11 protein-coding genes are annotated in these 11,745 nt (G+C 53.6%); 7 read left to right on the top strand and 4 right to left on the bottom strand.

Annotated features, from left to right (window positions below):
- Positions 1-51 precede the first annotated feature (51 nt).
- Positions 52-2,580 carry a DEAD/DEAH box helicase gene (locus VJ369_RS14695; RefSeq protein ID WP_324092801.1) on the top strand — a complete coding sequence of 843 codons (2,529 nt, stop codon included), beginning with the start codon at positions 52-54 and terminating at the stop codon, positions 2,578-2,580.
- Positions 2,581-2,652: 72 nt separating this feature from the next.
- Entirely contained in the window at positions 2,653-2,847 is a 195-nt protein-coding gene (locus VJ369_RS14700; RefSeq protein ID WP_324092802.1) for a hypothetical protein, read from the top strand.
- 469 nt (positions 2,848-3,316) lie between these two features.
- Here the strand turns inward: VJ369_RS14700 and VJ369_RS14705 are convergent, their stop codons facing one another.
- Both VJ369_RS14705 and VJ369_RS14710 read right to left on the bottom strand, forming a co-directional pair.
- Positions 3,317-4,525, bottom strand: a complete 1,209-nt coding sequence (locus VJ369_RS14705) for an MFS transporter (RefSeq protein ID WP_324092803.1) — start codon at positions 4,523-4,525, stop codon at positions 3,317-3,319.
- A gap of 179 nt (positions 4,526-4,704) precedes the next feature.
- The gene (locus VJ369_RS14710) at positions 4,705-5,241 is read right to left on the bottom strand and encodes a GNAT family protein (RefSeq protein ID WP_324092804.1); all 537 of its coding nucleotides are present in this window, start codon (positions 5,239-5,241) and stop codon (positions 4,705-4,707) included.
- Positions 5,242-5,590: 349 nt separating this feature from the next.
- On the opposite strand from VJ369_RS14710, the gene VJ369_RS14715 reads away from it, so the two are divergent.
- Positions 5,591-6,127, top strand: coding sequence for an AAA family ATPase (locus VJ369_RS14715; RefSeq protein WP_324092805.1), 537 nt, complete (start codon positions 5,591-5,593; stop codon positions 6,125-6,127).
- Positions 6,128-6,489: 362 nt separating this feature from the next.
- The gene (locus VJ369_RS14720) at positions 6,490-7,095 is read left to right on the top strand and encodes a dihydrofolate reductase family protein (RefSeq protein ID WP_324092806.1); all 606 of its coding nucleotides are present in this window, start codon (positions 6,490-6,492) and stop codon (positions 7,093-7,095) included.
- Here the strand turns inward: VJ369_RS14720 and VJ369_RS14725 are convergent.
- On the bottom strand, positions 7,092-7,844 hold the full coding sequence (locus VJ369_RS14725) for a metal-dependent hydrolase (protein ID WP_324092807.1): 753 nt from the start codon (positions 7,842-7,844) through the stop codon (positions 7,092-7,094). The genes VJ369_RS14720 and VJ369_RS14725 overlap by 4 nt on opposite strands.
- A gap of 62 nt (positions 7,845-7,906) precedes the next feature.
- Here VJ369_RS14725 and VJ369_RS14730 point away from each other — a divergent pair, with 62 nt between their 5' ends.
- The 3 genes from VJ369_RS14730 (at position 7,907) to VJ369_RS14740 (ending at position 10,521) form a co-directional block, all read left to right on the top strand.
- On the top strand, positions 7,907-8,383 hold the full coding sequence (locus VJ369_RS14730) for a GNAT family N-acetyltransferase (protein WP_324092808.1): 477 nt from the start codon (positions 7,907-7,909) through the stop codon (positions 8,381-8,383).
- On the top strand, positions 8,380-9,666 hold the full coding sequence (locus VJ369_RS14735; RefSeq protein ID WP_324092809.1) for an alpha/beta fold hydrolase: 1,287 nt from the start codon (positions 8,380-8,382) through the stop codon (positions 9,664-9,666). Before VJ369_RS14730 ends, VJ369_RS14735 begins: the two co-directional genes overlap by 4 nt.
- 183 nt (positions 9,667-9,849) lie before the next feature.
- Complete coding sequence (locus VJ369_RS14740; protein ID WP_324092810.1) at positions 9,850-10,521, top strand: hypothetical protein; 672 nt, start codon at positions 9,850-9,852, stop codon at positions 10,519-10,521.
- A 138-nt stretch (positions 10,522-10,659) separates the two neighbouring features.
- Here the strand turns inward: VJ369_RS14740 and VJ369_RS14745 are convergent, their stop codons facing one another.
- Positions 10,660-11,718 (bottom strand): TerC/Alx family metal homeostasis membrane protein, encoded by a 1,059-nt coding sequence (locus VJ369_RS14745; protein ID WP_324092811.1) that lies wholly within the window; start codon positions 11,716-11,718, stop codon positions 10,660-10,662.
- Positions 11,719-11,745: the final 27 nt, after the last annotated feature.

Consider the following 11,745-nt stretch of genomic DNA (forward strand, 5'->3'; position numbering starts at 1 on the left):
TTCCGCACTAGCGCCGGGTCATACTTCTCAACGAGATAGGCTTAGAACATCATGTTGCTTACCGATTACCTGCCTGCAGATGCCAAGAACGTTTCCGACGACGAGATTTACGAATCCTTTGGCCGCTGGGTAACCACCCGTGGCATTGATTTGTACCCAGCCCAGGACGAGGCATCTATGGCCTTGGCCGCCGGAAGCAACGTCATTTTGGCGACGCCTACTGGCTCGGGTAAGTCCTTAGTAGCCATAGCCGCACACTTCTACGCAATGGCACGCGACGAAATCAGCTTCTATACCGCACCGATCAAGGCATTAGTCTCGGAGAAGTTTTTCGACCTGTGTAAGATCTTCGGCGCCGAAAACGTTGGCATGGTCACCGGCGATTCCTCGGTGAACGCCGACGCTCCGATCATCTGCTGTACCGCAGAAATCCTAGCGAACATCGCCTTGCGTGAAGGCTCACGTGCCGACGCAGGCATGGTCATCATGGATGAGTTCCACTTCTACGCAGACCCGCAACGTGGCTGGGCCTGGCAACTACCACTTATTGAATTGCCACAGTCGCAATTCCTGCTGATGAGCGCCACCTTGGGTGATGTTTCACGCTTTGAAAAGGAGCTGGAAGAGCGCACCGGAAAGACCACTGTCACCGTTGCCCACTCCGAGCGTCCTATCCCGCTTCATTTTTATTACTCGATGGAACCGGTTCAGGAAACCGTCGAGGAACTAATCAAAACCCAGCAGGTCCCGATCTATATCGTGCATTTCTCGCAGTTGGATGCGATTGATCGCGCCACCGGGCTGATGAGTATCAATGTCTGTACCCGTGAGGAAAAGGACCGCATAGCCGAACTGGTGGCAGGTTTTCGCTTCGCTGCCGGATTCGGAAAGACGCTAAACCGTCTAGTGCGCCACGGCATCGGTGTGCACCATGCAGGCATGCTGCCTAAATACCGCCGGTTGGTAGAGCAGTTGGCTCAAGCCGGACTGCTCAAGGTCATTTGCGGCACCGATACCTTGGGTGTTGGCATCAACGTGCCAATTCGCACGGTGTTGATGACAGCCCTTTCCAAATTTGACGGCACACGCACCCGCATCCTCAACGCCCGCGAATTCCACCAGATTGCCGGCCGTGCCGGACGAGCAGGTTTTGACACTGCGGGTACCGTGATGGTTCAGGCGCCGGAACACGCGATTGAAAATCACAAAGCTATGGAAAAGGCTTTGAAGAAGCATGGCGAAGGCTCTTCCAAACTCAAGCAGATCCCCAAGAAGAAGCCACCACAGAACTTTGTCACCTGGGGCGAGAAGACCTATGACAAGATCGTTCATGCGGAACCTGAAACGCTGAAGTCTTCCTTCCAGGTCTCCCACTCGATGCTGCTCAACTTGCTGGAACGTGAAGGCAACTCCTTCGAAGCAGCCAAACGCATCCTCACCGAGAATCATGAAACACCGGCATCGCAGCGCAAGCTGAAGCTGCGTGCCTTGGGGATTCTGCGTGAGCTGATCACCACCGGAGTGGTGGTTCGCCGCAATGAACCCGATGAACACGGCAACTTCTACGAGCTAACGGTGCACCTGCAGCAGAACTTCGCATTGAACCAGCCACTGTCGCCTTTCGCACTCGCAGCGCTGGAGCTCTTCTCCCCTGATTCGCCGAGCTACGCGCTAGATGTAGTCTCGGTCATCGAGGCAACCTTGGAGAAGCCCCGCCAAGTGCTTTCCGGCCAGGAGAAGAAAGCCCGTGGTGAGGCTATCGCCGCAATGAAGGCCGACGGGATGGACTACGACGCGCGTATGGCTGCTTTGGAAGAGGTTACCTATCCGCAGCCATTGGCCGAAAAGCTTGAAGCTGCGTTTGAACAGTACCGTTCTGGTGCCCCCTGGCTGGCTGACTTCGAGCTACAGCCCAAATCAGTGGTGCGGGACATGTATGAGCGAGCCATGGGCTTCTCTGACTTCGTCCAGTACTACCAGCTTGCCCGCTCCGAAGGCGTGCTATTGCGCTACCTCACCGACGCGTACAAGGCGCTACGCCAGAGCGTGCCACAGGATTCGCTACGCGAAGATCTAGAAGATCTTATCGAGTGGCTTGGCGAATTGATCCGCCAGATCGACTCCTCCCTTTTGGACGAGTGGGAAGAGCTCTCGCGAGGCGAGCTGCACGAGGAAACCGAGATCACTCCCCCAGCTCCGGATAAGCTCACCACTAACGTGCGTGCCTTCAAGGTGATGGTTCGCAACGAAATGTTCCGTCGAGTGAAGCTTTTCGCCGACGAGCAGGATCAGGCGCTGGGCGAATTAGATGGACACAATGGTTTTGATGCAGATGCTTGGGCCGAAGCCTTGGATAGCTATTTCGAAGAACATGAAGATATTGACGACGGACCTAACGGCCGCGGTTCGGACCTTTTCGTGGTCAATGAGAAACCAAATCGAATCTGGGAAGTACGTCAAATTTTCGCCGATCCGGACGAAAATCACGACTGGGGCATCAACGCAACCATCTCCCTAGACGACTCTGACGAAGCAGGTCATCCAGTCGTTACGGTGACCGCTGTAGGGCGCATGGATTAGTCATTCATAGTTCACGAAATATTCGCTTAATATGGAGTACTTTCGCGCCTGTGCAACGGTAAGGTCGTGGCCATGGATCGCATTCGACTGCGCATGCTCGGCAGCCTCGTCATGTTTATCGCATGGCTCGCACTGATCAACAACTACGCAGTGCTCTTCACCGTTGAAGGCTTATTTCCCACACTCCTGCAGCTGGGACTGGTACTCGTTGGTACCGGATTACTCTATGTAAGCTGGGCCCCGAAGGTGGCCGGCAACCAACCTTAAACCCGGATTCGTACCGCTTCGCTCTTGGGGTGGTGCGTCCGGGTATAGGACTACCGAAGAAGACAAAGAACCAAGACTTGCACGGTTCTTACTAAGTTCCTCAAAGCCATCGGCTCACAGATTTCGTTGCGGCATCCGGGAGCTTTATCTCTTCTTCGGCATTCCTTAGCTCATTGCAGTGCACGAACTTTGTCTTAGCAAAGTTTCGACTGCCGCGCTTTCAATAGTGTTCTTGTCTCATTTGTTGTTCCCACGCGGAAAAGAGTTTCGCGGCTTCAAATACGCCAAGATACTGTTGTGAAGAAAAACCGCCGTAAGCACAGTTCTCAATAGAGCCCCAAAGACTTGGGATTCGAGGATCTTGCTGCGCCAGTAGAGAGTCTCATACATCCTTGACGACACGACTCAATTTGCTGCACCCAAGAGGGCTAGAACCTCTTCGGCTATTGGTGTCATTGCTGAGCGAATCTCACCCGTTCGAGGCGTCGCTATTTTCCCAAGTTCGAATGCTCGGCCAGACAACAAGCGCGCAGACGAAAAAAACAACGGCTCCGGCTAAAAATGGAGTCGCTAGGCTACCCACTGTCGCCAATATCCCTCCGAGGCCAGAGCCGATGGTAAGTCCAGTAAGTCCAAACAATTTGGTGACTGAAGTGACCCTTCCACGTAATTCATCCGGGACTAGCCGTTGGCGCAATGAACTGACACAGATACCAAAAAGAACGGCATGCAGAATGTAAGTGGCCAGCAGCGCCGCCGCCAGCCATGGAATATCAGTCAGATAGATGGCGAACAGACTAATTGAACCAAGACCTAGGCTTGCTGTTGTCAGCGTCGCATACCCCAATTTGCGCCGTAGTCTTGGGGCAATGGCCGAGCCAAGGAGGCCGCCAAGGGCCGATATGGAAAGTAATAAACCATAGCCTTCTGGCTGCAGTCCCAAGACGTCCTCGGCGAAGACGACAAGAATTGAGAACGGCATCATGTAAGCGATGCTGGCCAGCCCGGTGACAAATGCCAAGGCACGTAAAAGCTTGTGCCGAACGAGCCATGCACCGCCTTCAAACACTTCGCGACGTAAAGAGGCAGGATGTTTCGTTCGCGCTTTATCACGAAATGTGCCGGACATTCCCAAGAAGAATAGTGCGGCTGCGGCGTAGGCGCTGCCCGTGACTGCAATGGGTAACGATACTGCGGCTGCAAACATCAGCCCTCCAACGGGAGGGCCAACGAACTCATCAGCAACAAGTTGAGTCGCTGTAATCTGGCTGTTCGCCTTGTCTAAACTTTCGACGTCAACTATTGACGGCAATATCGATAGGGCTGAGTTATCCGCAGCTGTTTCTAGGATACCAATCAGGCTAAAAACTACATAGAGCAAGACGATTGAGCCTGCCCCGTTGGCTATTAGTATGGCCAATCCCATCAAAAGAAAGCTTCGACTACGATTCGCGGACCACAAAATGGTTTTACGGTCTAGCCGATCAACCAACGCGCCGATGGGCAGTACCACCATGAGCCTTGCTGCGGAATAGACCATCGTTAGGCCGGCGATCAGCACAGGATCTGAGGTAAGTTCAATAGCCAAGAGCGGAATGGCAACAAAACTTATACCGTCTCCGAAATTCGAGGCGGCGTTACCCGCCCAAAGCTTCCGATACTCTCGTCCCAACGGCATATTGCCCTACTTTACAAGCAACTTTTGAGCCAGCAACGCAAAACTGCCATCTGTTGAGAGCCCGGCCTAAAAACTCGTCGGATTTTCCGATTAGTTATGAAGCATAGAAGTACATCCATTAGATTACTTGGACGGTGCGCGGACCTAATCAGTATCCAATCGCACCATTCGAATATTCTTTATTTGAGACGAGAATACATGTACATGTCCTTACGTAACCCGTCGACTTCCTGCCAGCTTCGCAACAGGCCTTCACGGGTGTAGCCACTCCGCTCCGCTGCTTTCCAGGAACCTTCGTTCCAAGGCTCGACGTAGAGCTCTAACCGGTGTAACTCCGGTTGTCTGATTGCCCAATTGGACAAGGTATCTAGGGCCTGAGTGGCTATCCCCTTGTTACGATGAGCAGCGCCAACCCAGTATCCAACACTGGCACGCCCCTGCTCAACGTTTTTAAGCCATAGCCCGATTTGGCCCACAGCATGGTCAGAACCTGCATCGGCGATTACGAATGAATAACCGGACCGCGTGATCAGACGTTGATGCTGTCTGCCGATGAAGTCGCGTATATCTGCAGCGATACCACTAGTCGGAACAGTAGTAATCAGAGGAATCAATGGATCGGCTGACGCTTCACGAACTACCTCAGCATCTTTCATCTCGAACGGACGCAGCCGATAATTAGCAGCATCCAAGATTGGCTGATTCAAAGGTTCCATTTAGAAAGGATACCTAGCCAAAATCACCGCCTTCACCGAAACCTTTCTACGAAGTCAAGACTGTATGTTCCTGTTTCGGATTTTTTCCCACTACCAGCTTAGGAAAATCCTTGGCGCGAGACATTTAATTCCATGTCGCTTTATGATCCCCGGAAGCATTTGGGCTCCAGCGATGTCCAAGGGGTGGTGCAAATGTGTGACGTCAGGAGTGCAACCGCCATGGAAATCATGGCTAACGACTGTCTCTAATCGATGGGGGAAATCTGGGAATGGCAACGAATTTGAATGCGGGTAGCGGAAATTCTACCCTCCAGTGTGTCTGGCGGCTAAGCATGCAAGAATCAGTGGGATGAAACGTTCGAAAATCCATATTATGGGTGCCAGTGGCTCCGGTACCACGACGTTAGGCCGTGCGCTGGCAAACTATTGGTCGGTACCGCATGCAGATACGGACGATTATTTTTGGCTGCCAACGGATCCTCCGTACGTTGCTAAACGCGCCGAGCATGAGCGCCTGCACTTAATGCGATCCCTTTTCTTACCACGTGATGCTTGGGTTCTCTCAGGATCCTTGTTCGGATGGGGAGAGACTGTGATTGAACAATGCGACGCAGTTATTTTCCTCATTCTTGATTCCGAGGAACGGCTCCGTCGTTTGGAGAAACGTGAGGATATTCGCAGATCCGATGCGAGATTTGACGAAATTTCGTGGAATCGATTCCTTGAATGGGCCGCGGGCTATGACAACCCCGCATTCGAAGGAAGGAGCCGGGCTGGCCACGAGAGGCGGCTTGAAATTGTCAATAAACCTGTGCTTCGACTCGACAGTGCAATGCCGCCAGATCAATTGGTTGACGCGATCACAAATTGGAAACCCAGCTTCTAGCTTCACAGCCCAGCTTGATGGCAGAGGAACTTTAAACGGACAGTCTGCACGTCGTTCGCAATCGAGACCCTGCGCAGGCTCCATCTCAAACACATCCGGGGTGCTTTCAACCAAGCTTCGATCGCTTCCAGGAAGTGGTTTCACGCCCGTCACAACAATGTGGCACGAAACCTGTTTTTGTCGCTGCCTCTGGAGCACCAGGTTTGTTTGAGAAACGTATCGTCATTCGTCACGGTATAGAACAAACCATTGAATGCACTCGGACTAACAATTGCGCCCGCAACCCTCTAAGTAGATTTGCGGCAGGCTGGAGTTTCTTCCAACTCTCTAGCCACAGAGAACTTCCTACCCTAGGCTTTGTCGTGGATTCTATTCACCACTGGGCGGAGTTCATGATGGCACGCAAGCTCGTCTACTACGTAGCGGTTAGCCTCGATGGATATATCGCCGCGCCTAATGGCGATCCTTCAGGTTTCCCAATCGAAGGAGACCACATGGAAGTAGTCCTTAGAGAATACGGTGACGCAGTTCCTTCCCACGTCCAGAAAGCTTTAGGGCTCACGGCGCCAAGGACGAAATTTGATTCCGTCATCATGGGTTGGAATACCTACAACCCGGAATCCAACGGTGGGCTCGATTCTCCCTACGCACACCTACACCAAATAGTGGCGTCCAAAAATTCGCGAAGCGTGCCAGATAATGTGGAACTGACCCATGATCCGCTCGCCAAAATCCGCGAGCTGAAGCACGAAACAGGTTTGGACATATATTTATGTGGCGGCGGAGAGCTGGCCGGTGAACTCCTGCCGGAAATCGACCAACTAGTTCTCAAACGCAACCCCTTGGTTTTCGGATCAGGGATTCCCTTGTTCGGCTCGCTCAGATATCAGCCTGTTGAGTTCATTCACGTCCGGACCCGAACTTTCGATTCGGGAGTTAGCATTACCGAATACGATTGTGCCCACTAGGTCAGAATAATTGCGATCGCGACGTAGGAAGTCATGAGGCTCGCTAGTATCCATTCAGCCTTCGACCCCGTTTCGGCAAGAATCGGAAGTGCTACCCTCCCGTTCGCTTTCCAGCAGTCACCGACCACTGGTAGTTTGCGGAACCAGCGTGGCGCGCCAATCTTGATCGGCCACAACAGGTTGCAACCGCCAATGGTGAGCATATCCCCCACGATGTGAACGATCACTCCAACGGTGACCGCCAGTGGGAACCACGCTCTTTCATCCGGAGCGTTCATTCCAACAAACGCGCCAGCAGCCAGCGCAATCACCCAACACAAAAGTGGAGGCATGAACTTCACGCTCTTTACCGCGAAGGAAATCAGCAAAATCGCGAAGAGCGCAGCCCCGGGATAGACCACCCCCAGCTGGTCCAACTCCATTGACCAAGAATCAGCCAACCAGGCAATAAATATAAAGAACAAGATCCCCAAAATTGAGTGGGTACCATTTCGGTGCCCGCCAGCAACCTTACCGATCACCCGGGTCACGATATTAGAAAATGGTGGCAAGGAACGCGCAATCGTCGCCTTGTGATGGTCCGCATCAGGAAGTAACGCCGCCCCGGCGCAAACAATCGCGCCAGCCAAGGTTTCCCACCGCTCCATATGGAGTACGCCGAATCCAAGATTCACCGAACCGACCGTTACCGGAGTTGTTATTGCAAGCCAGGCGGCCGCGCCGCTTATGGCGTGGTGTCCACCCATCATGAATTCAACCTTAGGACTGGTCACCGACGATATAGCTACATGACAACGGTAAGCTTAAACACATGAGCACAATCAGAGAAGCGCGCCTCGCAGACTGCCCCCAGATCCTGGAATTAATCCACGAACTAGCCGTCTATGAGAAGGAACCTGACGCGGTCAAAAACACCGTTGAGGAGCTTGAAAAGCACCTTTTCGGCCCAGACCCGAAACTCTTCACGCACGTAGCCGAAGACGAGTCAGGCCAATTAGTCGGTATCGCCATGTGGTTTCTGACGTACTCCACGTGGGAAGGACGTCATGGTATTCACCTGGAGGACCTGTACGTTCGTGAAAGCGAACGTGGCGAGGGAACCGGAACAGCGCTGTTGAAGACACTCGCACAAATTTGCATAGAACGCGGCTACCGCAGATTGGAATGGGCCGTTCTTGACTGGAATGCTCCCGCCATTGGATTCTATGATGCGATCGGTTCGTCCACCATGGACGGCTGGAGCACCCGCCGGCTAGATGGCGACGCACTACAGGAGATGGCTCGATGATTCACTACCGCGGCATGAACGTCACCGAACACCGTATTGAAGTCCCTCTGGATCATCACGAGCCAAACGGCGAGAAAATCACCGTCTTCGCCCGCGAAATTAGCACCGATGAGTCAAAGCCTTGGTTACTGTTCCTGCAAGGCGGTCCGGGCGGTAAATCACCACGTCCTGGTTCCTTGTCCGGCTGGTTAGCCGAAGCTACCAAAGACTTCCGCGTACTACTACTAGATCAGCGTGGTACCGGCCTCTCCACCCCGGCTAACCGGCAGTCTTTGGGACTGCGCGGCGACGCTGCAGCTCAGGCCCGCTACTTGTCACACTTCCGCGCGGACTCAATCGTTCGAGATGCCGAGGCACTGCGCGAACACTTGGATATCAACAAGTGGAGCACCTTGGGTCAGAGCTATGGCGGCTTCTGCACACTGACTTATCTATCCATGTTCCCTAACTCTTTGGAGCGCTGTTTGGTCACCGGAGGCCTGGCGTCATTGGACGGCGATGCGCAGACCGTCTACCGCGCTACGTATCAGCGCATGGCCGAACGTAACCGTGAGTATTTCTCCTGGTACCCACAGGATTTCGATACGCTGCACAAGATTTACAATCATCTAAGGCACAACGACGACGAATTGCTGCCCGACGGCCGCAAGGTCACCGTGCCCCTGGTGCAGATGCTGGGAATGTTCTTAGGCGGCAATACTCGGGTGCACCTGCTGCACCATGTCTTTGAAGAAGCCTTGATACAGACGCCCGGCGGAGAACGGCTTTCCGACACCTTCTTGGCGACGCTCTACGCCCAAGCCTCTTTCGCCACGAACCCGCTCTACGCGCTAATGCATGAGACCATCTATGCCCAAGGCGCAGCTACCAATTGGGCAGCCCAGTCCGTCATGGAAGAATATCCAGATTTCACAGAACAATCAGACACCCCCCTGTTGACCGGAGAAATGATCTATCGCTGGCATTTCACCGACGATCCGGCACTCCGGCCATTCGAGGAGGTGGCAAGAATTTTAGCTGAGCACGAACATTTTGAGCCCCTCTACGATCTGGATGTTCTTTCGCAGAATACCGTTCCGGTGGCGGCAGCGGTTTATCACGACGATGTTTATGTGGACCGCGAACTTTCCTTACGCACCGCTTCCCAAGTCAACGGGCTGCAAGCCTGGGTCACCGAGGATTTCCACCACGATGGAATCGGCGACGAAGGACCTGCAATCTTCCGCCGTCTGCTAGCAATGACCAACGGTGAAGATCCTGAGGCAGCTGCCACAGCCGACTAGTGGCTATCGCAGGTGCCAGCACATGGTTAGACTGGCACACAAGCAAGCTCTGAGGGGCAGCCTCTCCGTTCTTGCTTCGCGTCAGACCCAGCACACGGAGTGGCTTGTCACACATTGCCACGACCGCCGTGCTAGGTTTCGCATAAGGGCATCTTGCCCGTCATAAAGATCGAAAGGAACACTATGGGAAACAGTATTAATGGTGTCGATGTTCCAGCCGATCTGGTCTCGAAGGTCGAAGAGTTGGACGGCGTCATCGCAGCCGCCCACGTGCCATACAACATTGCTTTAGACCGCGCCGATGAAGATGGACTGGTCTACAAATTTGTAGACTCTGACATCGACTTCGCACTCGTGCTCCATGGCGAGGCATTCTTTGTCACTACCCCAGCGTTAGACGATTCGGACGCCGATTTTGAACCGGTTTACACTTTCGACCCTGAGTACCAACTCACCGCCGAAGACTTTGCCGAGCGACTCACCGACTTCGTGAACCTGGCGGTCAATTGGCAAGAAGTTTCCGAACTGCCATTCGTTGCCGAAAACCCCGAGTACTTCGGTCCCTCGGACAAGCCGAACAGCATTCTGCTTTACGAAGATGGTTACCGCTATGAACTGCTGTTCATAGAAAATGGGGACCACTTGGTGCTGGCACGTCCAATCGACACCGAAGCCTACGAGGTGGACCCCGACGAGGACGAAGACGAGATCCCGTTGGTCTACACCAACCACCACATGTTGCACCCAACCATGGGTGGCGCGTTCATCGTGATGCTGGCCGAGACCTTCGGACTGCCCGCCGAGGAAGAAGCACTGCTCGCACCGCTGCGCATCATTCTCACCCCGACGAATTAGTACCCGCGTACAGCAGTCTGGAGCGTGGCTTAGCCGCATTGGCGAGTCCCGCTCCAGACTTATTTAATACAGAAAAATACCCGCCGCAGCTGCTTGGGTAAGCAGCTGCGGCGGGTATTCTTTGTAGCGTGGTTTCGGTTACTTACCCGACTCCTGCTCGCCTTCGATTGAGGCCTTGGCAGCTGCCTTTTCAGCCTCTGCAGCTTCGGCCTTCGCTGCCGCGTTGCGACCCAGCGGGGTCCACAGCGACAAGACCGTAGCGATCACGATGGTCGCCAGAATAACAATCAGCGAGATGCTGGTTGGAATCTCTGGAGCCCAAGCGAAGCCTTCACCGCCATTGATGAATGGCAGCTCGTTGGTGTGCAGTGCGTGAAGTACCAGCTTGACGCCAATGAACGCCAAGATGAAGCTCAGTGCGTGCTTCAGGAAGACCAAACGGTTCATCAGCCCACCGAGCAGGAAGTACAGCTGACGCAGACCCATCAACGCGAAGATATTCGCGGTGAAGACGATAAACGCCGAGTTGGTCAGACCGAAGATCGCCGGGATCGAGTCCACTGCGAACAGCAGGTCGGTCATGCCGATGGTAATGAAAACCATCACCATCGGGGTGAACAGCTTCTTACCGTCTACCACGGTACGCAGCTTGTTGCCGTCGTATTCCTTGGCAAATGGCAACTTGCTTGTCAGCTTCTTGACGATCCCGCTATCGCTGTCTTCGTCCTCGTCATCGTCATCCTTCAGCTGGTGCCAAGCGGTCCAGAGCAAGAACGCACCGAAGATGTAGAAGATCCAGGAGAAGTGTTCGATCATCGCTGCACCGGCAATAATGAAGATTGCACGCAGCACCAGCGCGATGATAATGCCGAACATCAGCACCTCTTGCTGGTACTTACGCGGCACAGCAAAGCGGGTCATGATGATAATAAAGACAAAGAGGTTGTCAATCGACAACGAGTATTCGGTAATCCAGCCGGCGTAGAACTCCTGGCCTAGCTGCGAACCTGCCTGCCACCAGACAATTCCACCGAAAATTATTGCAAGTGCGATGTAGAAGCCAACAAAAATTCCGGCTTCCTTCATCGATGGTTCGTGCGGTCGCTTGACCACATAGAGCAAATCGAGCAACAGGACAACGCAGAGCGCCACCAAGGCAATGATTTCAAATTGGAGTGTTAACCCTGAAGTACCCATAAAGGAGTAGCCTTCCGTCGTAAGGTT

It is taken from the genome of Glutamicibacter sp., from assembly GCF_035257265.1.
Taxonomy (GTDB): Bacteria; Actinomycetota; Actinomycetes; order Actinomycetales; family Micrococcaceae; genus Glutamicibacter.

What these genes read in the sequence shown, in the direction of transcription:
- VJ369_RS14695 (WP_324092801.1), top strand. Translation starts at nt 52, where the DNA reads ATGTTGCTTACCGATTACCTGCCTGCAGATGCCAAGAACGTTTCCGAC.
- VJ369_RS14700 (WP_324092802.1), top strand. Translation starts at nt 2,653, where the DNA reads ATGGATCGCATTCGACTGCGCATGCTCGGCAGCCTCGTCATGTTTATC.
- VJ369_RS14705 (WP_324092803.1), bottom strand. Translation starts at nt 4,525, where the DNA reads ATGCCGTTGGGACGAGAGTATCGGAAGCTTTGGGCGGGTAACGCCGCC.
- VJ369_RS14710 (WP_324092804.1), bottom strand. Translation starts at nt 5,241, where the DNA reads ATGGAACCTTTGAATCAGCCAATCTTGGATGCTGCTAATTATCGGCTG.
- VJ369_RS14715 (WP_324092805.1), top strand. Translation starts at nt 5,591, where the DNA reads ATGAAACGTTCGAAAATCCATATTATGGGTGCCAGTGGCTCCGGTACC.
- VJ369_RS14725 (WP_324092807.1), bottom strand. Translation starts at nt 7,844, where the DNA reads ATGATGGGTGGACACCACGCCATAAGCGGCGCGGCCGCCTGGCTTGCA.
- VJ369_RS14730 (WP_324092808.1), top strand. Translation starts at nt 7,907, where the DNA reads ATGAGCACAATCAGAGAAGCGCGCCTCGCAGACTGCCCCCAGATCCTG.
- VJ369_RS14735 (WP_324092809.1), top strand. Translation starts at nt 8,380, where the DNA reads ATGATTCACTACCGCGGCATGAACGTCACCGAACACCGTATTGAAGTC.
- VJ369_RS14740 (WP_324092810.1), top strand. Translation starts at nt 9,850, where the DNA reads ATGGGAAACAGTATTAATGGTGTCGATGTTCCAGCCGATCTGGTCTCG.
- VJ369_RS14745 (WP_324092811.1), bottom strand. Translation starts at nt 11,718, where the DNA reads ATGGGTACTTCAGGGTTAACACTCCAATTTGAAATCATTGCCTTGGTG.